General features: G+C 65.5%; 20 protein-coding genes, 1 pseudogene and 2 CRISPR repeat arrays (1 of these 23 only partly in view). Of the genes and pseudogenes, 1 reads left to right on the top strand and 20 read right to left on the bottom strand.

Annotated elements, in window-relative coordinates:
• Positions 1-62 precede the first annotated feature (62 nt).
• The 11 genes and pseudogenes from ABFX50_RS47635 to ABFX50_RS47585 all read right to left on the bottom strand — a co-directional run bounded on the left by ABFX50_RS47635 (position 63) and on the right by ABFX50_RS47585 (position 8,075).
• Positions 63-665 carry a hypothetical protein gene (locus ABFX50_RS47635; protein WP_346157193.1) on the bottom strand — a complete coding sequence of 201 codons (603 nt, stop codon included), beginning with the start codon at positions 663-665 and terminating at the stop codon, positions 63-65.
• Complete coding sequence (locus ABFX50_RS47630) at positions 665-997, bottom strand: hypothetical protein (protein WP_346157191.1); 333 nt, start codon at positions 995-997, stop codon at positions 665-667. The genes ABFX50_RS47635 and ABFX50_RS47630 overlap by 1 nt, the downstream gene beginning before the upstream one ends.
• A 264-nt stretch (positions 998-1,261) precedes the next feature.
• Positions 1,262-1,845: pseudogene (locus ABFX50_RS47625) on the bottom strand (transposase); the annotation flags it as partial.
• Between the two features lie 400 nt (positions 1,846-2,245).
• Entirely contained in the window at positions 2,246-3,433 is a 1,188-nt protein-coding gene (locus ABFX50_RS47620) for a site-specific integrase (RefSeq protein WP_346157190.1), read from the bottom strand.
• Between the two features lie 4 nt (positions 3,434-3,437).
• Positions 3,438-3,593, bottom strand: a complete 156-nt coding sequence (locus ABFX50_RS47615; RefSeq protein ID WP_346121720.1) for a CopG family ribbon-helix-helix protein — start codon at positions 3,591-3,593, stop codon at positions 3,438-3,440.
• 101 nt (positions 3,594-3,694) lie between these two features.
• Positions 3,695-3,877, bottom strand: a complete 183-nt coding sequence (locus ABFX50_RS47610) for a helix-turn-helix domain-containing protein (protein WP_346157185.1) — start codon at positions 3,875-3,877, stop codon at positions 3,695-3,697.
• 187 nt (positions 3,878-4,064) lie between these two features.
• The gene (locus ABFX50_RS47605; protein ID WP_346157183.1) at positions 4,065-5,909 is read right to left on the bottom strand and encodes a helix-turn-helix domain-containing protein; all 1,845 of its coding nucleotides are present in this window, start codon (positions 5,907-5,909) and stop codon (positions 4,065-4,067) included.
• The gene (locus ABFX50_RS47600; RefSeq protein ID WP_346157181.1) at positions 5,906-6,250 is read right to left on the bottom strand and encodes a hypothetical protein; all 345 of its coding nucleotides are present in this window, start codon (positions 6,248-6,250) and stop codon (positions 5,906-5,908) included. The genes ABFX50_RS47605 and ABFX50_RS47600 overlap by 4 nt, the downstream gene beginning before the upstream one ends.
• Positions 6,251-6,281: 31 nt before the next feature.
• Entirely contained in the window at positions 6,282-6,470 is a 189-nt protein-coding gene (locus ABFX50_RS47595) for a hypothetical protein (protein WP_346157179.1), read from the bottom strand.
• Between the two features lie 403 nt (positions 6,471-6,873).
• Positions 6,874-7,122, bottom strand: coding sequence for a hypothetical protein (locus ABFX50_RS47590; RefSeq protein ID WP_346157177.1), 249 nt, complete (start codon positions 7,120-7,122; stop codon positions 6,874-6,876).
• A gap of 632 nt (positions 7,123-7,754) precedes the next feature.
• Entirely contained in the window at positions 7,755-8,075 is a 321-nt protein-coding gene (locus ABFX50_RS47585) for a hypothetical protein (RefSeq protein ID WP_346157175.1), read from the bottom strand.
• A gap of 200 nt (positions 8,076-8,275) precedes the next feature.
• Here ABFX50_RS47585 and ABFX50_RS47580 point away from each other — a divergent pair, with 200 nt between their 5' ends.
• On the top strand, positions 8,276-9,742 hold the full coding sequence (locus ABFX50_RS47580; RefSeq protein ID WP_346157173.1) for a helix-turn-helix domain-containing protein: 1,467 nt from the start codon (positions 8,276-8,278) through the stop codon (positions 9,740-9,742).
• Here the strand turns inward: ABFX50_RS47580 and cutA are convergent.
• The 9 genes from cutA to cas3 all read right to left on the bottom strand — a co-directional run bounded on the left by cutA (position 9,678) and on the right by cas3 (position 20,861).
• Entirely contained in the window at positions 9,678-10,007 is a 330-nt protein-coding gene (gene cutA, locus ABFX50_RS47575) for a divalent-cation tolerance protein CutA (protein WP_346157171.1), read from the bottom strand. The genes ABFX50_RS47580 and cutA overlap by 65 nt on opposite strands.
• 285 nt (positions 10,008-10,292) lie before the next feature.
• A CRISPR array of direct repeats spans positions 10,293-11,601; the repeat unit is 29 nt; unit sequence GGGACCATCCCCGCGTGCGCGGGGAGCAC.
• A gap of 149 nt (positions 11,602-11,750) precedes the next feature.
• The gene (gene cas2e / locus ABFX50_RS47570; protein ID WP_346157169.1) at positions 11,751-12,107 is read right to left on the bottom strand and encodes a type I-E CRISPR-associated endoribonuclease Cas2e; all 357 of its coding nucleotides are present in this window, start codon (positions 12,105-12,107) and stop codon (positions 11,751-11,753) included.
• Positions 12,104-13,063 (bottom strand): type I-E CRISPR-associated endonuclease Cas1e, encoded by a 960-nt coding sequence (cas1e, locus tag ABFX50_RS47565; protein ID WP_346157168.1) that lies wholly within the window; start codon positions 13,061-13,063, stop codon positions 12,104-12,106. The genes cas2e and cas1e overlap by 4 nt, the downstream gene beginning before the upstream one ends.
• 4 nt (positions 13,064-13,067) lie before the next feature.
• Positions 13,068-13,757, bottom strand: coding sequence for a type I-E CRISPR-associated protein Cas6/Cse3/CasE (cas6e, locus tag ABFX50_RS47560; RefSeq protein ID WP_346157195.1), 690 nt, complete (start codon positions 13,755-13,757; stop codon positions 13,068-13,070).
• A complete protein-coding gene (cas5e, locus tag ABFX50_RS47555) occupies positions 13,757-14,473 on the bottom strand; it encodes a type I-E CRISPR-associated protein Cas5/CasD (RefSeq protein ID WP_346157166.1) in 717 nt (238 codons plus the stop codon). Before cas5e ends, cas6e begins: the two co-directional genes overlap by 1 nt.
• On the bottom strand, positions 14,470-15,657 hold the full coding sequence (cas7e, locus tag ABFX50_RS47550) for a type I-E CRISPR-associated protein Cas7/Cse4/CasC (RefSeq protein ID WP_346157164.1): 1,188 nt from the start codon (positions 15,655-15,657) through the stop codon (positions 14,470-14,472). The genes cas5e and cas7e overlap by 4 nt, the downstream gene beginning before the upstream one ends.
• A complete protein-coding gene (casB, locus tag ABFX50_RS47545) occupies positions 15,654-16,328 on the bottom strand; it encodes a type I-E CRISPR-associated protein Cse2/CasB (protein ID WP_346157161.1) in 675 nt (224 codons plus the stop codon). Before casB ends, cas7e begins: the two co-directional genes overlap by 4 nt.
• Entirely contained in the window at positions 16,325-18,010 is a 1,686-nt protein-coding gene (gene casA / locus ABFX50_RS47540) for a type I-E CRISPR-associated protein Cse1/CasA (protein WP_346157159.1), read from the bottom strand. The genes casB and casA overlap by 4 nt, the downstream gene beginning before the upstream one ends.
• On the bottom strand, positions 18,000-20,861 hold the full coding sequence (gene cas3, locus ABFX50_RS47535) for a CRISPR-associated helicase Cas3' (RefSeq protein WP_346157158.1): 2,862 nt from the start codon (positions 20,859-20,861) through the stop codon (positions 18,000-18,002). Before cas3 ends, casA begins: the two co-directional genes overlap by 11 nt.
• A gap of 406 nt (positions 20,862-21,267) precedes the next feature.
• Positions 21,268-21,532: a CRISPR direct-repeat array (repeat unit 29 nt; unit sequence GTGCTCCCCGCGCACGCGGGGATGGTCCC) (it continues 1,045 nt past the right edge of the window).

Below are 21,532 nucleotides of genomic sequence, written 5' to 3'. Positions count from 1 at the left end.
GCAGGAACAACTCCCACAACTCATCAGGCACCAGCCGTCGAAGGAACGCATCCACGAACGGTCTAACGATCAATCTCCAAATGAGTCACGGTCTTAGTGAGGTGTTGGAGGAGTTGGCTGGTGGTGGTGTTGGCTACACGGGTGGTGGCGATGGCTTGGGCGGCGGTGAGGGCGCCTGCGGGTCCGGCTGCGGCGCTGGCGGCCATCTGCTGGGCGCACCAGGCCAGCCGGGCTAGGACGCCGGTCTTGTACAAGACGATGCCCCCGCTGGCCAGGCCGAGTAGGACCGTCACACCGGCGGCGATCTGGAGGGGGTCGGCGGAGCCACCGGTGTCACCAGAGCCTGTGCCGGTGCCGGGTTCTGAGCCGGTGCTGGTTTCTGGGCTGGTGGCAGGGCTGGCGGCGGGGCTGGCGGCGGTATTGGTGGTGAGGGTGTTCAAGTGCTGGGCGAAGGCTTTGGATTCCGCTCCGCTGGTGGCGGTGGCATAGCGTGCCGCGGCGGCGTTGGTCTCGTGGGCGCCGGGTGCCGCCTGGTTCAGGAAGGTGTGCAGGTGGGTGGCCACCCCGTTCGGGCCGGCCAGCGCGTCCTCATTCCACAGGAATACCGCGGCGGCACCGGTCACCGAGGCGAGCCACGCGACCTCCTGGTGGAGCGTCACCGCCATCAGGCATCACCCATCGCAGTGTTTCCCTGCAGGGTGTTGTCTGTCATGGTGGTGCCCGCCACCGCGACGGCGGCCGTTTCGGCCTCCCGCACGCTGTCCACCGAGGCGGACATGCCAGCGGCGGTGGAGCTGTAGGCCAGCGTCATCCGACCGGCCGCCTCCACCAGCGCGCCGGTGAACTCATTCAACGCCGACACCAGCTCTCCTTCCGGCCCCACCGGCCCGACACCGGCCAAACCCTGAGACAGCCGCTCCACATCCGCGCCATAGGCTTCCGCACCCCCGGCCATATGCCTGCCCGCCGACTCAGCCCCGGCCACATCCACCCGCATAACAACACCCATCCATCCAGCGCCCGCACCCTGATATGACCGGCCCGGCTTTCGCCTCTGGCTGGTCTCGACCAACGAGTCCAGCCCGTCTACGTCTCACGGTCCTTGTGTCTCGGCCCGCAGGCTACGTCACCACATTCGCCCGAAACATCACCCTTCAAAGAAGCCCGAACCATGCGCACCGCCCGGAACGGGCCCAGCCTCTTCGGCCGGGATTATGTATTTAGTGGGCGTTGATCCTGCGAGTTCCGTCTGATCGGTGTTTCAGGTGCCTCGCCAGGTTGGAGTGGATTCGCCGGTGAGGCGGCGGGCCATGAGGTCGATCATGGCGATGTGGATCATGGCTTCGGAGCGGGCGGGCAGGGCCTCGTAGTCGCGGGCCAGGCGACGGTGGAGCATCAGCCAGCCGAGTGTCCTTTCCACGACCCAGCGCCTGGGAAGGGTCGCGAATCCCTTGGTGGCGGGGTTGCGGAGGACGACCTCGACGTCGATGCCCAGGGCGGCGGCGTGTTCGATGACGGTGCGGTAGGCGCTGTCGGCCCAGGCCTTGGTGATGGTGGGATGGTCTGCGGCGACCTCGGTTAACAACTGCACGCCGGCAGCGCCGTCCGAGACGCCGGCGGCGGTGACCAGCACCGCGAGCAGCAGGCCGAGAGTGTCGGTGACGATGCTGCGTTTGCGGCCCGTGATCTTCTTGCCCGCATCGAAGCCCTGGGTGGCGGTGGGCGCGTTGGCGACGTCTTGACGCTCTGGGCGTCGATCACGGAGGCAGTCGGGTCGGGGGCGCGGCCCTCAGCGGCTCGCACTAAGCGGCGTAGCAGGCCGCTGAGCTGGGCGAAGACGCCGTCGCCGATCTACCTTCGTGATCTTCCTCGTCCTTCAAGATCATTCGATGTGCTGTCGGTTCTGATCGACGTGCTGTCCGTTGTGGGTCTCGGCTGTTCGCCTCGGGTTCGGCGGCTGCTCTCGCCGCGGCCTCGCATGGTCTCCTCAGCGGAGCGACCCCGAAGGGGACACCCACCGCAGGTGGGCCCAGCCGCCCGCCATGCGGGAGACGAGTGACCGCGATCAGGGGCCCTGTACGCATATCTTGCTGCAGCTCGTTTCTTTTCGTCCGGGACGAAGAGGCCGTGGGTTCAAATCCCGCCACCCCGACCCAGAAGTTGCAGGTGAGAAGGGGCTTCGGAGAGATCCGGGGCCTCTTTTTCGTTCTCTGAAGGTCGATGGGGAGCCAAACGGGGAGCCACCTCAGTCGGACTGTTCCGTGCTGTCGCCGAAGATGGCGTTCATGGTCTCGGCACCCTTGGTGATCACCGGCTTCAGTTGATGCCGGTAGACCTCCTCTGTGACGCTGGTGCCGGAGTGCCCGACGAGATCGGCGATGGTCTCGATGGACACACCATGGTCACTCATGATCGAAACGAACGAGTGACGGAGTTCGCGGGGAGTCCAGTTCTTGCCGACCCCCGCCTGGGCTGTGATCTTCCTGAAGGATCGCCGGACTCTTCCGGCGTCCAAGGGGCCACCGGTATCGGTGGTGAACACCAAACCGGAGTCCTCCCAGACTTCGCCGACCTCCTTCCTGAGAGCGACCTGCTTCGCGTGATGCCCTCGGAGCGCATTGGCCGCGAGCTGGGGCAGCTCCAAGGTCCGGCGAGACTTGCGCGTCTTGGTGTCGCCTCCTACTCGATCAGCGCGCCACACGTAGATGGTGAACCGCTCGTGAGCGAACCCCACCTCCGTTACCGGACGCCAGGATCTCCGAGACTTCACCCAGGCGACCACGTGATCCCAACGCAGCGCACGGGCTTCCTCGGTACGGATGCCCGTCGTGAGACTGAGCACCACGTACGCGTGGAGGTCTGACGACTCTGCAGCCTTGAGCACCGCATCGGCTTGTTGCTGGCCGAGCGCTCGACTCGGCCGACCGCGTCTGCCCTTCGGCGTGACCACCAGCTCAGCCACGTTCCTGAGAACCAGATCACGCGCTTGGGCGTGGCGGATGGCTCGTTTCAGAACCGCGTGGACTTCCGCGAGGCTTCGGGTGGCCAGCTCGTGGGAGAGCTTGTCCAGCCACTCCTCCACGTGATCCGCACGGAGGCGTTGGAGCTTCTCCTTCCCCAATCCCGGTATGACGTGCGTTTCGGCGAGACTCCGCAGCTTGGCCACGGTGCCTCCCGAACGATCCTTAAGCCCCCTGGAAAGCCAGTCTTCGACGGCTTCGCGGACCGTGTAGTTCTCCGATGACTTGACGCCTGCTTCAAGCTCTTGGGCTACCTTGATCAGCTTGGCTTTGACCTCTGCCTTGGTCTTGCCCTTGCGCTTGACGCGTTGGCGCTTGCCGTCCGGACCGAAGCCGAGAGAGATGGCACCGGTGTACCCGTCTCCCTCGGGGTAGATGGTCGCTTCGTACTTGCCGATCAGGATCTTCGCCAAGGAATCACTCCTCCTGCTCGTGACGGTCCAGGTACTCCTCCACCGCCTTCCTGATCACCCACGACACATCTCGCTCCTGTGAGGCGGCGTACCTGCGGAGACGCTCCTTCAGCTCCGCGTCCACCCGCACGGGTGGCAGCGTTGTACGGTCGCCCGACATAGGCGGCTTCCTTTCTGTGTCTGGAGTTATCAAGAGGCGCGTGCCCGGGTGTACGACTAGCGCCGCACACCCGAACCTGTATAGCAACGTAGCACGCTGTTCTACGCTTGGTCGATGGGTTCCAGCGAGGAGACGAAGTCGGCGAGGTGCTGATCGGTGATCCGGCGAAGCTTGCCGATCTTGATGCTCTTGAGCTGTCCAGTGCGGAGCAGGAAGTAGACCTTGTCACGTCCGATGCTGAGCATCTCGGCTACCTGTTCGACGGTGTATGCCTGCATGCGCATCCCTCCTCCCTTGTCGATTGCGCCGATGCGGCTCCCTTCTGTCGGGGGTGTCCGCCCGCCTTTCGATCGGCGTGCGGATCCCCTGGCGCTACAGTCCGTAGTTATCTCAATGTCTCGTCTCATCGGTTTGTCTTACGCCTATGTGCAGGCGCGCGTGAGACAGCGAGACAATGAGACATTGAGACGATTACCCTTCGTCACCAAACGCCGGACTGTCGGCGTCGGTAGCCGTGGCTCTCCAGCGGCCACGAGAGACCTGTACGGCCATGCCTTGATCTTCGAGCAGAGCCAACCGGCGGTACAGGGTGGGACGACTCATGTCGGCAGCCTCCATGAGATCGCCGACGCTGGCTCCCTCGCGCGGCGCATTCCGGAGAGCTGCGCTCAACGCGTCCTCTGTCGCCTGTGACGCGGCTTGGCGGGCATGTCTGCCCCTGGATTGTTGTGAGCCCTCTACGGCGTCTTCGCGCTCGTGCGGGGGCTCATGGAGGGCGGCGAGTGAGATCGCATCCAGGGCAGGACGGCGGTCGGCGTGCTGGACCGCTGTCCGTTGGACCGTGTCATCGGTGAGGAGGTATGTGCGGGCACGGCGGGGGATGTCGAACTCCGGTGCGCTGAGCAGGAACTTGCCGGGTGCGTCCAGCTTGTCGGCGTGCCATCCGCTCTTGTGCATCCCCGCACCGAGGATCAGGTCGGCGTCTCTGCGTTCCCGTACCCGGAAGCTGACGCGGATGTCCATCTGGGAACGAACGGCGCTGTTGCCCATTGCCTTCTGGGACGGGCGTTGTGTCGCGGCGATGAGGGTCTCGGCCACGGCGCGGCCACGGCGGGCGATCGAGTCGGCGTAGTGGATGGCGTCGGGGGCGTCGTCGACCAGTTCGGCGTATTCGTCGATCAGGATGATCAGCGCGGGTGCGTCATGGGCGGGTTCCCATACGCGTAGGCCCTGCATGGCGAGCATTTCGGCGCGCCCGTCCAGCACTCTTACCGCGTCCCTGAGCAGCGCGGTTGCTTCCTTGGGCGTGACGGCGACGCGATCGAGGCAGGATTCCCAGGGCAGCAGTTCCATGCCGCGTTTGAGGTCGATGCCCCAGACGATCACGTCAGGGCAGGCGGACAGGTTGCCCATGAGGACGTTGACGGCCCCGCTCTTACCGGCACCCGCTACCCCACCTACCAGGGCGTGACGGCGTTTGAAGGACACCCGCACGGGGCTTCCGTCTTCGAAGACGCCCAGCTCCACCGGGTCATGAATGGTGGAGACGGACGGTCCGGGCCATGAGATGGCGTCGGCGTGCGGATCCGTTTCGATCACCCGTAGTTCCAGGCGGTTCGCCTTCTCTGGAACGGGTTGGATGCGGACGGCACCACGGCGGGTGCCCAGGGCGGATTCGATTCCTGAGATTCTGGCTATCGCGTCTTCGACCGTCTGGCCTCGGGCGAGCGCGATGCGGGTGCGATAGCCCCACAGGTCCACGATCGCCGATTGGACGCGGGATCCGGCCAGGCCGATGGCTTGGGAGATCTCCGGCCAGGCGGCGAGCGTGCGTTCGACGCGGACGCGAGCGCGCCGGCGACGGTGCGCCCACCAGGGGATCGCCAGCACCAGGCATCCCAGGGCCAGGACGGCGGGCAGAGGGCTGGAGAGCGGCCCCAGGATGGTGGCGGCGGTTAGCCATCCACCGAGGAGAGTTGCGGCGATGGCGGCATAGCCGCGTTCAATGGCGCGTGTCAGATTGAGCCACCGTCCTGCGGTGGCCAGCGTGCCCGCCGTGGTGGCGGTCATGAGGGCCACGGTGGGCCACCAGGTGGGATACCAGCGGTGGAGGACCGTTCCCGCAAGGAGGGACAGGAGTGCGATCGTGATCGGTGTGACTTCGGAGCGGTAGCGCCACAGGAAGCGGGCGATGCCTGCTGTGATGAGTTCGGCGAACTCGACGTCGGTTACGTCGGCGATGGGCTGGACGCCCAGGCGGCGCATGCGGCGTGCCTTGCGGCGCATCTCATGGCGGGAAACGCGGTGACGGCTCATTGCGGCTCACCCGCTCGCTGGTCGGTGGCGAGCTGGGCGGTCAGCTCATCACGCAGGTAGTACAGCGGGTCGTGTTCGCCCTCATGGTGCGCGGCCAGTGTGGCGCGTGCGGCGGCGACCAGGTTCGCGCGCTGAGCGCGTGTGGCGGCGAGTGCGGCGCGGAGGGCGGTGATCTCGGTAGCGAGGGTGGGGATGTCGGCGAGCGCCGCCGACAGCAGCGACCAAAGATCATCGAGTCCTGGAGTGGTCCGGGCGAAGATCGCTAGTAGGTGTGAAGCGGTCCGGTGTCGGTGGTGAGCCTCCTGGAGATCGGATGGTGGATAGGGGTGGCGGTAGGGCACTAGGCATCCCTCCTTCGGTCGTCGGATAAGGTCAGTGGCCGGTGATCCAGGTCAGAGCGGACCGGATCGCGCTCCAGATCTCGGGAGCGAACGTGGTGGCGGCCAGCAGGAAGCCAAATAGCACGGCGATCACCGCGTGCCATGCCCGCATCCCCAGGTAGCGCCAAGCGATGAACAACGTGGTGCCTATGAGGAGCACCAAGGGGATCGTCACGGTCACGGATGCCTCACCTCCTTTCTGCGGGTTGTGCGGGAGCCACGGTCTGACGGCGCAGGGGTGCGTCCTGGGCCACGGCCCGGAGTGTTGACGTACAGCCCCATGAGCCGGCGAGTGAACCGGGCAAGCGTCGTCGGCGGCTTGCCGTACTGGAGGCGGGTGTCCTCGTGCTTCATCACGAGGGAAGCGATGAGGATGGTCAGGACCGTCAGCACTAGGAGCGTGGCGGCGGCGATGGCGACAGCTACGAACATGAGCGAGTCCCCTCCAGAGCGAAGAGAACCCTGCGCCGCTTCCACCGCACTCGTGCCACACACTTGCGGCACGAGCGGCTTCCCCGCTCGATCATCGCGCCACAAACGCATGTACCTGAGAACCTGTCGGACACCGGGATACGCATCTGCGATCACCTTCCTTCCGTGTCGGTGGTCTGGCGCAGTGAGGTAGGTTCTGCGCCGCTTTCGAGGAGGTCCGCCAGCAGGTGGAGCCCGAGCACCAGCAGCGAGATCGCTGCGACGCCAGGCAATGCTTCGGTCCCGAGGTCCAAGAGCTCTGCGAGGGCACGCACGCTCACGAGCACGTGGGGGTGACGGGCGCTGTTGAGAATCTGCGCCGCTATCAGCCCCGCAAGTGCGATGAGTGAGGAGAGGGCCATTTCGCATCGCTCCCTTCGATCGGTGGCGAACCTTTTCCGGACACCGTGAAGGTAGATTCAGACGAGAGAGCAACCCATTTCGCGATGCGATATTGCGGTGTGATCAACGCATCCTGAGGTGAAATATCGTCGTGTAATAGTCCAGGCTTCTACCTGGGGAAACACGCAAAAGGCCCCCGGCAAGGTTCGTGGGAACGAGCGCCAGAAAAGACGCTGCCGAACCTTGCCGGGGGTGTTGGAGACGCGACGGCAGCCGGATCAGGATGGCGCAGACCCGGCTATTTCCGGAGTGCGCACCCGTGCCGCCGCATCGGCTCTAGCGAGCGTGGCCAGAGATCAGCGCTTCCCAGAGCGCTTGGGCGTCCTTGACGCGTACCCGGTCACTCTCAGACACCATGCGTTGGCCATGCTCGCCTTGCACGGTCTTGCGGATGAACCCCTGACCGGAGGCGTGACACAGCTCGTAGAAGACGGCACGGCAGTCACAGGTCCATGCCCGCACTCTGACGCGGTCAGCGTGCAGTGGAGCATTCCACGTGATCCTCCACGGCTGACCACCGCGCTGCGGCGACGGTAGATGGATGCTGTGAAACCTGCCGAGATAGTCGGCGGCAATCCCCATGGTGAGTTCCCTATGACATGTCGGTGCTGGTCATCGGAGGACGGTCCTGAAGCTCCATCAGCCGCCGGGCGACGCGGCGCGCGGCGGTGGTCGGATCGTCGGCCGGGCAGAAGGCCATGACCCGCCCCCGTGGCGATGTCCGGCCCGACCACCAGCGGTAGGAGGTGGTATCGCACCAGACGACCAGATCCGCCCAGACCGACACCAATGCGATCTTGCTGTCAGCGTGTACGTCGGCAACGACATCGAAATCTTCTAGCTCGCGACGCAGCCGCTCAGCAGCATCAGCGGGAGTGCTTGGCTTGCGGTTCGGCGTGATCAGCATGCGCATGCCTCCAATTCGGTCGTGACGAAATGAAGAGCCGCGCGGCCGTTCCCCTAGCCCCGCTCGTGACTGCGTCACGGTGGCAGAGTCAACAATCCGGCCGACAGAACCCTTGGAGAATGCGCGCGTGATATATCACGATGGGATTGACAGGCACGCCGAGATTCCCCCTCCGGGCGGGCTGGACGAAACGGAAAACACGCACTATGGCCTTGGACCAGCGTGATCTTCGCGAAACCCTAGAGGGCGTCTTCGCACGTCAGGACATGTATGAGGCATGTCAACGGCGCGACGTCGGGATGATGGTTCGCATTCTGAGCAAGTACGGCATCACCCAGGGACAGATCGCAGGACTCACGGGGATCGCGCAGGGCCGGCTGAGCGAGTACAAGCGCGGCAGGCGACAGGCAGAGGATTTAGCTACCTTTGAGAAGGTTGCTGATGGCCTGTCCATGCCCGCCCGGTTGCGTCAGGCCATGGGGTTGACCGCACCAGGCGGCATGCAAGGCACGGCCAATCACACGACCGGCAACGGCCTTCAGCTGCCGACCGACACGTTTGACCTGCAATTGCTCGCGGAAGCAATTGGGAAGAGGGGCGACGACGTGAAACGCCGCGAAATGCTCGGTATGGCCGCGAAAGTCAGCGCCACGGCGATGGCCGCACAAAGCGAAGTGTGGGAGCAGCTGGATTATGCTCTCGGCGAGTCCATGGTGCTCAGCGAGGCCACTGTCCGCGAGATGGAAGCGCGCACTGCGGGATTCCATCGCTTGGAAGAGATGCTTCCCGGAAACGTCATCTTCAGAGGGCTTTCCGTTCACATCAAAGAGGTGAGCACACTCCTACGCGGCTCAGCCGAGCACTCCAAGAAGGGATTGCGCAACCGGCTCATCACTACGGCCGGAGAAAGCTGCGTGCTGGCAGGGTGGATCGCCAGCGACATGGGCAGCACCGCCACGGCCCGCAACTTCTACGACACCGCCGAACGCGCAGCGAAGGAAGCCGGGGATCCTGCGATCGTGGCCTGTGCGTACGGGTACCGCAGCTACATCCCCAGCGGGAAGGGCAACCACGGGCGCGCCCGTGCGCTGCTGGGCAACGCTCTAGATTTGGTGTCAGACTCCATCTCACCCGCCACCGTGGCGTGGCTGGCCGCACGGCACGCCGAGGAGAGCGGTGCGCTCGGAGACACAGCCACAGCTCTCCGGTCATGGCACCAAGCCGAAGACGCCTTCCATATCGCCGATACCGCAGACGATCGCGTCTGGACACGGTTCCTCGACGAAAACCGCCTGGACTCCTTCCGTATCTCCACGTACTCCAAGATCGGAAAATTGGAGGAGGCCGAAGAGGCGGCGCGGCTGATGATCGCTCGACTCCCCGAACTGGACAAGAAGCGCACAGCCATCATTCTCGGAGATCTGGCGTCAGCCCATCTCGTACGCGGCTCAGTTACCGAGGCGGCAAGGCTGGCGAGAGAAGGGCTGGCTGCATCGCGCGACATCGAGTCGGCCATTTGGCTGCCACGCTTTGACGTGCTGGCGCAGGGGCTACGTCGCTGGCAGCACCAACAAGCAGTCCGAGTGTTCCTGGAAGACCTAGCCAAGGCTAAGAGCGGTCTGGCGTGGTCTCGGCGCTCACCCACGCCAAGTATTCGGCACTCCCGCCGATGATGGGGGTTGCGATGATCTCGGGAACCTCATAGCTGTGGTTCGCCTTTATATATGATTCAAGCGCAGACAGAGCATCAGAGGTTGTCTTTATTACAAGGTGCCACTCCTCTGCGTCTTGAACCTTCCCGACCCACCAATAAATTGATCGGATAGGGCCCGCGATCTGCACGCAGGCGGCAAGCCGAGCTTCCGTGATACCGCGAGCAAGCCGTACGGCCTCTTCCTGACTGCTCGTTGTGGAAGCAACCTGCAGGTAGTCAGTCATGTCCACCTCACCGTTGAGCAATCTACAGGCTCCAAACCTTGCACCCCCACCATATGAAATGTCGTCCCAAAACGCAGCCGTGGACCGTAACCGAAGTCATTAGTTCATGCCTCTTGCTCAATGCCAACTGCCATGCACGCATGGCTACACGTAACCCGGACGCATGCTCGGCAAGCAGTGAGAGCGGCGCCCAAGCCACTTGTTGAAGAGCTTCTCCCACCCTCCACGGCCATCCCCGCGTCTGCGGGAAGCACCGCTGACCTGTGGATACTGATGCACTAACAAGGAGACATCCCCGCATGCGCGGGGAGCACCCGGATCTTTGCCGTTCGCGGCGTTGGGGCGGGGGACCATCCCCGCGTGCGCAGGGAGCACACCAGGGCCTCGTCACCGAGCTGGTTCACGAGGGGGCCATCCCCGCGTGCGCGGGGAGCACAACATCACCACGCTCCGTGGGGCGATCGGCCAGGGACCATCCCCGCGTGCGCGGGGAGCACCGGTCGCGTACCCCATGGCTACACCGGCGGCAGGGACCATCCCCGCGTGCGCGGGGAGCACGGTAAGACCGATCCCTCGATTCTCAACATGACGGGACCATCCCCGCGTGCGCGGGGAGCACCACCTCTGCGGCGCGGCGGGCGGCCGAGACCTGGGACCATCCCCGCGTGCGCGGGGAGCACCTGCGGTCCCAGGCGTCGAGCTCCTTGGTCAGGGGACCATCCCCGCGTGCGCGGGGAGCACAACTTTCGCATGCTGCTGCAATTCCATGGCGCGGGACCATCCCCGCGTGCGCGGGGAGCACAAGACCGGGATGACAGCAGAGCTGATCGTGCCGGGACCATCCCCGCGTGCGCGGGGAGCACACCGATCCGAGGATTCGAACCCCGAACGCCCGGGGACCATCCCCGCGTGCGCGGGGAGCACACCCTCCGCACCCCAGAGTCCAGGGCCCTCGGGGGACCATCCCCGCGTGCGCGGGGAGCACTCCGTCCCCAGCGAGCAGGAGATCGAGGACGAGGGACCATCCCCGCGTGCGCGGGGAGCACGTCGGGGCAAATGTCGACTTCGGGGGCGAGGAGGGACCATCCCCGCGTGCGCGGGGAGCACAGGACGTCCATGTGTGCTTCTCCGTTCCTGCGGGGACCATCCCCGCGTGCGCGGGGAGCACGTCATCTCCGACATGCCTGAAGGGCCCCCCATGGGACCATCCCCGCGTGCGCGGGGAGCACCACCACAAGCGGCCCCCGCGGACCGGTAGAGGGGGACCATCCCCGCGTGCGCGGGGAGCACCAGGTGAAGGCGAAGGCCGAGCAGTCGCAGTCGGGACCATCCCCGCGTGCGCGGGGAGCACGCTGGCCTGGTCGACACGTCGGTCGAGGTGACGGGACCATCCCCGCGTGCGCGGGGAGCACTGTCGCACACGTTCTTTTCCAAGGTGCCGGGGGGGACCATCCCCGCGTGCGCGGGGAGCACGGCGGCGAGGGAAGTGTCAGTGTGACGGAGTCGGGACCATCCCCGCGTGCGCGGGGAGCACTCCAGGTCGTACGCGCGTGCCATGTGGATCTAGGACCATCCCCGCGTGCGCGGGGAGCACACTGACTGACCTGCACGTTTAGGCGGCCGATAGGCCAACTTTGAGCACTTTCAGTGAATCACACAATTCGGACACAACGGCGCCGGCACACCTGGGCGCCAGGATTCGTGGTCCGACTCCAGGTCGCTGGACTACGCGCAGGCGCGACATCAGCTTTGACGGTATCTGCGACGTCTGGCAGCTTTGCTCCATCCGCTGGGCGGAGAAGCTGAGGCGGAGGCGACTGCAGGCCTGTCCTTGGGCCGACGGATCAACACCAGGCCGTCATGGTCGATCGGTTGCCATTTGTGATCGTGAGTTTCGAACGCGAACCCTTGTTCATTGTTGGTGGAGTACACCAACAGCGCTCGGCCGGTGTCGGCGTACTGACGCACCTCTGCCCACAGCGCCTGGCGGATGCGCGCAGAGGGACCGCCGATGAAGACGCCAGGCGAGATCTCCATCAGCCAGCGGGTGAGGAACCCACGCAGCCCGACCGGGCAACGAGTAAGCACGATGACTGTCACCAGGGCACCTCATCGCTGTCGGAAAAGTCATCGGCGTAGTTGCGGCCGGCGGTCAGTTCCATCCCACGATCGCTTTGTACAGTGACGCGGTCGACGTCCTCATCGATGGCACCACCAGGCAGCAGTAGTAGCTTGATGTCCTCCACACACCGCTTGAGCAGCCCCACCTTGTTGACCTGGTCGCGAATGGCGCGACGGGTGCGGGAGCCGATGTCATCAGGGCTTTCCGCTGCCACTTCGAAGGCGACTGGGATGGCTATCTCGGTTTTGTACAAGTCGGCGATGTCCAGGACGAAGGCCAGTTCATGCCCGGAGTGGATGAATCCTAGGCCAGGAGCACATCCGAGGGCGGTGACGGCTGTCTGTGCGATGCCGTACATGCATTGGGCGGCGGCAGTCACCGCCTGGTTGGCCGGATCACCGGAGGCGAATTCCCCGGGCAGGTACTGGCGGCCGTTCCACGCGATGCCGGTTCTGGCGGCGTGGTGCCGGTAGCACGCCTTGACACGGCGTCCCTCCCGGCCGAGGAGTTCATGCCGGGTCAGGCCAGCGGGATCTTCATCGGGAAATCGCATCCGATACATCTGGCGGGCGGTCTTCAGGCGGGTGCGCTGGTTGGCCCACTTGACGGCTTGTGCTTCGACGAGGGCAGAGGAGCGGCTGAGCGATCTTCCTCCGGAGTAGAAGCGAACTCCGCGCTCACCGACCCATACGACCCCGGCACCGCTGTCTCCCAGCACGCTCATCGCCTGGTGGGTTACGCGCGTCCCAGGACCCAGGAGCAGGGTGCCGATGGTGGCGGAGGGGATGTGGGTGACGCCATCGGCGTCTTCGGCGGTCAATGCGTTGTCTTCCCGATGGACGGTGCAGCGCTCGAGATAGACGAAAGACAGCCGGTCCGCCATTCGGGTGAGGTCACGCGGCGACGAAGCGCCGCGCCTGCCGACCGTGGCCACGTTCTCACACCGCCGCGAGCGTCATGAGGCCGCAACCGTAGGCTTTGGCCCTGCCCAATCCGTGGGTGAGCGTCCGCCGGAAAGCGTCGGGATCGGTGATCTCCAGCAGTCCGTCATAGGTGACGGTCATCAGGGTGACGCGCTGGCGTTGGCCGGTCTTGCCGAATGCGAGCTGGCGGCGATTGTGGATGACGAGTTCGTGTTCATCTCCCTCAGGAAGGTGCCGCCGGTCGGGCGGCTTGTGCAGGATGGTGAATCCTGCGCGCTGCTGGCGTTGCAGCAGCCAGTCGGTCTGGTGCCGGACGCCGACGTGCGCGGTGATCTTCGTGGGTTCATCGTCGGTACGGCGTGCGGTGTGAACAGGGTTGGCGGTAAGGCGGAAGGACCACCGGTCTCCTTCGGCCAACCTGGCCAATAGGGGGGTGTAGTCGTAGGTGTCCCACCTACCGGTCTGGGGCCAGCCTGCTTGCTCGACCAAGTGAGTCAGATCGGGTTTGTCCGGGCTGACGATGTAGAGGTAGGTCTCAGCCCGGCTGTTGGCATCGATGCGCCAGAGCACTCTGGGGCCCTCACCTGCTGCAGGAGGAATCTCGGCGAAGGAGGACATCACCGCGGCGTGCAGGATCTGCGGCGAGGACAGCAACCGGCGGGCGCCGACGCGGGCAGCGTTGAAGCGAAAGCGGGTCAGATGCATCACGCGCCTCCCAAAAGCGCGGTGGGGTCATGGTTAGGGCGGGTCGCGGTGAAGCTGTCGGCGGCGGGGTTCGGCACCTCGGTCCAGGTCTGCCGGATACCGCGCAGCGCGTACTGCCGGTGTCGAGGGTCAAAGCTGATCGGCTGATCACGAAGGGTGTCGGTGGGCCCGTCCTCGGCGATGGCCTCCAGCAGGATGTTCAGCCTGATGGCGGGCTGACGGCGGTGGCGGCGCTGATACCAGTAGGCCGCGTGCCACTTCTGCTCTTTCAGAGCCTCCTCCAAAGCCTTATCGTGCTCGACACCCAGTTCCAGTCGCCTGGCGGGCGGACACGAGCGGCGGCCGAGGTAGGGCAGGAAGACCGGGTCACGCACAGCCTGATGGAGCTGCTCGATCAGCTGGGAGTCGCCTTCGACGGCCACCACGAAAACAGCATCAGCCAGGTAGTAGCGCTCGGAGACGGGCAGAGACTCGCCGGTGAAGCGTTGGGTGGTGTGGTAGTCACGCAACAGCGTGCCCGGCTGGTCGGCGCGGACGCCGAAACGCAGCGCGACCAGATCCGACACATCGTCACAGCGTTGCCTGCCCAGGGCCGCGGCCAACAGGCCGATCGCGCCGCTCTTGGTGGGAGCGGCCTCGGTGGAGCGGCGGGCGAAGCGTGAAGCAGCCCCCCAGGACTGCAGTGGGCCGGCGAGCTGCAACAGCAGGACGCTCATGCCCCGTCCTGCCGTCGGGCGATCTCCCCGCTCACTGCGTTGACCAGCTCAGCCAAGGACAGTTCGGTGCCGAGCCCGGACAGCGCCTGTGTGTTGGGGCCGACCCTCAGCAACCAGCTCGGGCCCTCGTCGATGAGCCCATAGACGCCTTCCAGCTCAGGAATGTACGAGGCCAGCCGCTCGCACGCCTGTCGGAGGTGACCGCCGGTTTCCGGCTCGGCCCGGCACGGTTCTTCGTAGGCGGCGACGAAGTTGATGGGCCGGGAGGAGCGCAGCTTGACCAGCACGGCGTCCGGCAGCGTGTGGTTACCGAACGTGTTGATCTTGCCAGTGGGCAGCGAGGTGATGAAACCGTGGAGGAATGCCTCTACGGCCCGGCAGACCGGCTCAGTGATCGGCTGGTCTTCCCGCAGGCCGGCGCCGAGGTTGCGGCGCAGCAGGTCGACGTCGACGGCGGCGTATCGGTAGAGGGTGGCGGAGTTGAACTCCACTGTGCCAATCATGCCGGCGCCCAGGTCGTCAGTCTCCCGAGTTTTGTAGTCGTCGACCGCGGTGTAGTAGTCGGACTCGTTCTCTACACGGTGGACGCTAATGGCGTGGGCGACCTGCGCGGCGGCGTCCACGTTGATGTCGGCCCCGTCGGCCACCATGCGGCCGAACAGCGCGATGTCGAACGAGTGGCGCGTGTTGGCGATCTGCTTCGCTTGGTCTTTGGCGGCCTTGTCCTTGAAAAAGGTCTTGATGTCGTCGCGCCCCTTGACCGCCAGCTCGGCCAGGCCGTCCAGCTGGTGAGCGCTGAGGAAAAGCAGATACTTGGATTCGGGAGCCGGCTCGGGGCCCTGCTTGCCGGCGTTGCGCTTGGGGGTGTCGATTTTGGATCCGGTGGCGACTTGAATGGTCTCGGCGGCCAAGGCCCACGCTCGGGACTGCTCGATGGTGTCGTCCAGGTGATGGATGCGGTCAGCGAGCAGCTCTGCGACCTTGCGGGTGCGCACACCCAGCTCCATGGGATCCAGCAATTCTCGGAAGGCTCGGCGGGTGGCGCGTTTCCACGCCTGGCTGGAGACGCGGGCACGTAGCACCCCGCCGTACATAGCAGTTTTCGGCGTGCCGGTGTCGTCCCGGTTGAGGCAGCTCGGGGGGACGGTCTGCAGCGCGTGGAGCTCCAGGATCGTGCGCGTCATCGGCTGTCCTTCTCGGTGGGAGTGACCGTGGGCTGAATGGCAGTGTCTGCGGGTGTGGCGTCACCGGCTGGAGAGGCGGCAGGAGGTCGGTAGGCGTGGAAACTGCGGCCCCAGCGCTGCCTTACCTCACGCATGCCGTCGGGGTGCTGAGCCTGGTAGAGCTGGCCGGCCAGCAGGGCGTAGTCCAGTGAGATCGACTCTCCGCGGAGCAGGGAGACAATCTCGCGCAGGCGCTGAGCCAGCGTCTGGCGGGTGCCCGCGGTGCCCACTCGGACGAAGCGACGACGGATCGGCTCGTCGATCTCTCCCTTGGGCATCAGGCGGCGCACTGCCTCTCCCAGCTCGATGTTTCGGCGGTGCATACCCTTGTCGGTGCGCGACTGCTGGTGCAGCGCATACAGGGTGACAGTGACGAACAGCGCGGTCTCGGCCCGAACCATGTCGGCTTCGTTGAGATCGCTCTCGTAGAGCCGGTCGGTTCCGGTCATGCCCCACAGATCAGGCACATCCTGGGGCAGTTTGCCCGCTCCTCGGCGCAGCCGGGCCAGCAAGGCGACGGCCCAGCTCTGATCTGCGAGGTAGCCCTTCTGGAGATCAGTGATGAAGTCGCCGGCGATGGCCTGGACGACCTGCGCTACCGAAGGCCGGGTGGAAGGCGTGACTGTGGTCATGAAGGTGCCTCCGCGCTGCTACGTAGGAAGTCGCCAGCGGTTGAAGGATCGGTTTGGGCCCCGGGCAGAGCCTCGCGGAGCCTGACACGAAAGCTAAGGTCCGCCTGTCCTGCGGTCAGCCAGAGATCCCGCCCCTGCTTGGTTACGATGACGCGTCCTGCCCAGACAGCTTCGGGGGCGGTGGTCAGTATCTGCTCGCCGGCTCGGAGGATGATGCGATGCGCGTGGCGCTGCCAGGCTTCGCGCTGCTGCTGCGCAGGGTCGCGGAGGTTGAGCTGAGCGAGCCAGGCGCGGAACGCTCCATCCAGCGCAGCGAATCCTGCTGTCTTGGCGGTGCTGCGGTGGGCTTCGGAATCCGCCCCTGAGGCCCGTGCCAGGTCGGCGGCCAGATCGCCGAGGATGGCGACCGCCCTATCGGCGTCCGCCACCGCGTCGATCGCCGCCTGCGCCAGGCCTGTGTCGTCGCGGTGAAGTAGCACCACGGGCATCGCCACTGCGTCGTCGATGATCTCGTCGATGACCGACTGCTGCGTGCCGTACACGACACCGAACAGCCTGGCCCGGATGAGGAAGTCGGCCGGCAAGTCGCCTTCCACGGTCAGCCGGGCGACCCAGTCCATGATCCGCGGGCGGACCAGCGCGGCGGCCTCTTTGCGCTGTTCGGATCCCTCTGCCCTACCGGCGACGAGGGCACCCAGCCCACGCCAGGCGGTGCGGTCGGGATCGTGCTCGCGCGGCAGGTACACCTGGGGCTCGCCGAGTTTCTTCTCCTGGGCCGCGCTGCGCCGCCAGCCGGTCATCGGTTCCTGCAGGTGCCGGTTGTGCGGAGTGAGAGGGTCGCCGTAGGCCAGCACCACCCCGTGCACCGATTCGGCGTCGAAAGCGAGCCGTATCCGACGGGATTGCCAGGTGTACAAATCACGCAAACCGGCCGGTCGCGTTTTCGATTCTCCGGGGTCCGCCGTCTGTGGGCCCGACGGTGGTCGTCGCCAGGCGGGTAGGTCACGATCAGGATCGATCTGCAGGTTGAGGGTGTCGAAGGCGATCAGGTTGAGGAGCAGCGTCTCACTGAGGTTGTCACCCTCTGCCAGTACTCCGCCGAGGTTGCCGCTCCAGGCGACGCCTTGTGGGTAGACCTTGCCGTTTTGGACGCGCGGGTCGCCCACGGCGCCGGTTTTGATGCCGGAGGTGTCGAAGGCGTGCGCGTGCACCAACCAGCGGGCAGCCTCGGCGAAGTCGAGCCGCCCGGCTCCGCGTGCCCTCATGGTGAAAAACGGCGCTCCGTTGGGAACATCGGCGACCAGGCGATCCAGCGAGCTGATCTCACCGGTGGCGTTGCGCAGTCCGGCGGTCTGGAAGAACGGCGTCTCGGGGTGGAGCAGGTCGAAGCGACTGCGACAGCCATCCAGGTAGGTTTCGACACGGGCAGCGGGAAGACCTTCGTTCCACAGCTCGTGCCAGTCCTGCAGGTCTTGTGGCCCCTCGATGGCGTCGTGCAAGATCGCCAGCAGAAGGCGCAGCAGCGCGAACTCCTGTGTGGGCACATCTCCCACCAGTCGGCGCAGCTCATGCGCCTGTGCGAAGACCTCTCGCAGTGACAGTAAGTCGGCGCGGCCGTCATGACGCTGCACCGGCAGCCAAGGGCTGCTGGTCAGATCAAAGGACGGCGGGTCACTCGGCACGAGCCACCTCCAGACCCTGGGAAGGGGTGTAATGCAGGTCGTAGCCTGCCAGGCTGGTCCGACAGTTCTCGTCGAGCATGAGGATCAGCTCTCCTGCCAGCCAAGGGCTGTCGGGCGACTGCCAGGCCGGGATGCAGGCGGCTTCGAGCTCCCCAATTGCCCGATCGATCGTTGGGGGGACTGAGAAGTGGAAGGGCAGCCGAAGGCCACAGGAGGCGACGATGCGGGCCAGTTTCGGCTCGGGCTGAGAGTCGGTGGGCAGTACTCGCCCTCCCCGGCCCTTGCTGAGGCCCGGCAGCGTGGCCAACGTGCCGTCCGGGCGGCGCTGTACGACCAAGACCTCCAGGGCCTCCATCCCATCGCGTACCTGTGCGCGCCCACGGCGGGTGTCCTCGGCGTCCCCGACGCCTGCCTCCAGCCAGCCCACCAGCGCGCGGCCCTCCCGCCCCACCTCCGCGAGCTGGAATGCCCCAGCCTTGTCACGCTGCGCCGCCTGGTGGAGCTCCTCGTCCTCGAGCGCTCTTTCCATAGCTTCCTGCCAAGCCTCAGGTCCGACAGGTTCAGACCCGTAGGCGCCTTGGACCAGCGGGCTGATGTCCTCGGGCAACTTCAAAGTCTGTCCCGACAGGTACGGCTCCAGCACAGCAGCCGACCTCAGGAGCGCGTGCAGCCGGTAGATACGGCATGAACCTGATGCCGGCCGTACTGGAACCGTTTCCCAGTCGACGCCCGTCACCAGACACCTTGGCATCCGCAGTCGCGGCGGCCGCTCCCGCACATGCCGGTGCAGCCGTCCCAACCGCTGCAGCAACAGGTCAACCGGACACAAGTCGGTCACCAAGAGGTCGAAGTCGATGTCCAGCGACTGCTCCGCGACCTGGCTGGCCACGACAACGTGCGGCCTTGTCGGACGACCCGCGCTCTTTTCCGGAGGACCGAAGCGCGCCAGCAGATTGGCGTCCTTCTCCGCCCGGTCGGCGTCCACGAAACGAGCGTGTGCCACGGTCACACCGTCCGCGCCGAACAGCTCCCGCAACACCGCAGCAGTTTCCAGCACCCGGTCAACCGTATTGCGCACCACCAAGGCGCAACCGCCCTCGGCCAGCTCCGCTGCCAGTCGATCACGCAACTGACTCAGGTCATCTTCCAGCCGCTCCAGCCGTACCTCCGACGTGCGTGCAGATCCGGAGACCTTCACGCTTCGAGCCAACCCGCCCGGCTCTACGGTCGTCACTACGGGATAGGCCTGAGCCGGTTCACTTTCCGAGCCACTCGTAGCACCGGCGTAGGCGGCGGTCAGCACACGGCGACGGTCCGCCGGAAGCGTTGCCGACAACACCACCACCGGCACGCTGTAGGCACCCAACCATGACAGCACCCGGTCCAGGTAGGAATTCATGTAGCTGTCATAGGCGTGCGCCTCATCGATGACGACCACTTTCCCGGCCAGAGCCAGGTGCCGCAGAGCCAGATGCCGACTTTTGAGCCCCATGAACAACAACTGATCCACCGTGCCGACCACGAAGGAGGACAGCATGCCCTTCTTCCGCCCACGAAGCCACTGATGCGCGACCAACTCGGCTGAAGAAACCATGTGATCCCCACGACGGCTCCACTCCTCTCCTCCACCGTCGACATTCACCTCACGTACGGCACGTCGTCCTGCGCGCACCAGCTCAGCGAAGTCCTCGTTCAAGGCCGCCTTGGAGTGAGCCAGCAGCACTGAACGGCGGCCCTGTCCGACCGTTCGATGCAGCCAGGCCAGCATGCGAGGAAACATCGCATTGCCCGTCGCCATCGTGGGCAGCGCGACGAAACAGCCACCTGCTCCCGATCTCGCCGCGAAGATCTCCGCCACCGCCAACGCCGCCTCGGTCTTGCCCTCCCCCATCGGCGCCTCAATGATCATCAGTCCGGGGACCGTCATGGAGCGTGCCAGCTCAACCGCGCGCACCTGCACTGGACGCGCACGTGCACCTAACGGCAGATCGAAACGGGAGACGATCAGCGCATCCGGTTCCTCCACCGGTTGATGCGGGCGCCACGGCTGCGGCAGATCCAGGCCACGCCAAGCCGCCTCCACCCGCTCCGACCCACTCTGCCGCTCGGACTGGGGGAAGTACGGGAACAGATCAGCGTTGCTGGCGATCCAGTCCGCCACGATGACCAGCCCGGTCAGCAGTACCTGCGCCGGCTGTATGAGCTTGACTTTCTGCCAACTCGATAGCAGGTCCGGCATCCCGCACGCCTCGGCGCAGCGGTCCAGCAGCTCGAACTGCACGGCCTTCCACAGCGGCGCGCATCCCGGTGTGCGCAGCAGGTATGGCCGCACGTTCAGGTTCCGGATGTCGTCGAATGTAGGCGGCACTCCGTGGTGGCCACCTGCGATGATCGCCACCTGGATGGTCGTCGAACCCGCCCAGCCGTAGCGCTCCGTCAGCCATTCCTGTAGTAGCACCTGACCTGCGAGCCCATGCGGTGCGAGTTTGCGATCAGAGAGCCGCTTCACATCCGGCATGTCCAGCCCTGCTGCCCGCATCTTCTCTGCCAGTCCGTCCACCTGGCAGGCGAAGGCCGGCGACGCCTTGCCGATGTCATGCACTGTCGCCAGCCAGATGGCCAACCGGCGTGCTTCTTCCACGCCGCCTGGGAGGTTCTCAGCCACGGTCCGGTGCACCTGGGATGGAAGCCACTGGTCCCACAGCAAGCCAGCCACCGTGCCGCTGTCGGCCATGTGTCGCCATAACGGCAACCAGCCGTCGCTGGCCCGGTCATGCTTGGCCCAGACCGTACGAGCTGCCACCGACAACTCGCGACCCAGACGCTGGAGAAGCGGCTCCTCATCGAGCATGCCGATCATTAAAAGGCACGCCATCGATCACTCTGCGCGGAGTCCCTGACAATCGACGAAGAAGTACGCCCGAGGAGGGAAATTATCCTCTGAAGCGGAAACCCAGCCTTCATGCGGGGTCGCAACCCCATGGAGCCGTGAGGAGATGGGATGGCCGAGCGGAGCGCTTCGAGCGCAGAGGCCGGCAGCTGGATACAGTCCCGCAGGGTGATACTGCCCCAGGAAGGCAGGAACGCCTACGGCGCATCAAGTAGGAAATCCGTTCAGGCGGTTGTATGACCAACTGCTCCGGAAGGCAGGCTCCAAGACACCCATGCGAAATAATTTCCTAATGTCCGTTATGTCCAATTCTCTAAAAGTGCTCGAAACTCGCCTCTTCGCCGACTGTTCATGCAGGTGAAGCAGAGTGCTCCCCGCGCACGCGGGGATGGTCCCGCTCCACCTGATCCGACAACGTGGCGCTGTCTGTGCTCCCCGCGCACGCGGGGATGGTCCCATCCACATCCGGGTGACGAATCCTCTGCGGAAGTGCTCCCCGCGCACGCGGGGATGGTCCCCCGCCCGTCCTCGCCGGCCTCCTCCTCGAAGCGTGCTCCCCGCGCACGCGGGGATGGTCCCATCGGCGCCCTCATCGTCCAACGCCGCGGCGTGTGCTCCCCGCGCACGCGGGG

It is taken from the genome of Nonomuraea recticatena (assembly GCF_039533245.1).
Lineage (GTDB): Bacteria > Actinomycetota > Actinomycetes > Streptosporangiales > Streptosporangiaceae > Nonomuraea > Nonomuraea roseola.
This window is presented reverse-complemented; position numbering and strand designations above follow the sequence as displayed.

Bases quoted from the DNA above. Each gene is read 5' to 3' on its own strand.
- cas3 (WP_346157158.1), bottom strand. From the start codon at position 20,861: ATGCTCGATGAGGAGCCGCTTCTCCAGCGTCTGGGTCGCGAGTTGTCG.
- ABFX50_RS47590 (WP_346157177.1), bottom strand. From the start codon at position 7,122: ATGGCCCTCTCCTCACTCATCGCACTTGCGGGGCTGATAGCGGCGCAG.
- ABFX50_RS47615 (WP_346121720.1), bottom strand. From the start codon at position 3,593: ATGTCGGGCGACCGTACAACGCTGCCACCCGTGCGGGTGGACGCGGAG.
- ABFX50_RS47605 (WP_346157183.1), bottom strand. From the start codon at position 5,909: ATGAGCCGTCACCGCGTTTCCCGCCATGAGATGCGCCGCAAGGCACGC.
- casB (WP_346157161.1), bottom strand. From the start codon at position 16,328: ATGACCACAGTCACGCCTTCCACCCGGCCTTCGGTAGCGCAGGTCGTC.
- ABFX50_RS47610 (WP_346157185.1), bottom strand. From the start codon at position 3,877: ATGCGCATGCAGGCATACACCGTCGAACAGGTAGCCGAGATGCTCAGC.
- cutA (WP_346157171.1), bottom strand. From the start codon at position 10,007: ATGACTGACTACCTGCAGGTTGCTTCCACAACGAGCAGTCAGGAAGAG.
- cas7e (WP_346157164.1), bottom strand. From the start codon at position 15,657: ATGACGCGCACGATCCTGGAGCTCCACGCGCTGCAGACCGTCCCCCCG.
- ABFX50_RS47635 (WP_346157193.1), bottom strand. From the start codon at position 665: ATGGCGGTGACGCTCCACCAGGAGGTCGCGTGGCTCGCCTCGGTGACC.
- ABFX50_RS47580 (WP_346157173.1), top strand. From the start codon at position 8,276: ATGGCCTTGGACCAGCGTGATCTTCGCGAAACCCTAGAGGGCGTCTTC.
- ABFX50_RS47585 (WP_346157175.1), bottom strand. From the start codon at position 8,075: ATGCGCATGCTGATCACGCCGAACCGCAAGCCAAGCACTCCCGCTGAT.
- cas5e (WP_346157166.1), bottom strand. From the start codon at position 14,473: ATGAGCGTCCTGCTGTTGCAGCTCGCCGGCCCACTGCAGTCCTGGGGG.
- cas6e (WP_346157195.1), bottom strand. From the start codon at position 13,757: ATGCATCTGACCCGCTTTCGCTTCAACGCTGCCCGCGTCGGCGCCCGC.
- ABFX50_RS47630 (WP_346157191.1), bottom strand. From the start codon at position 997: ATGCGGGTGGATGTGGCCGGGGCTGAGTCGGCGGGCAGGCATATGGCC.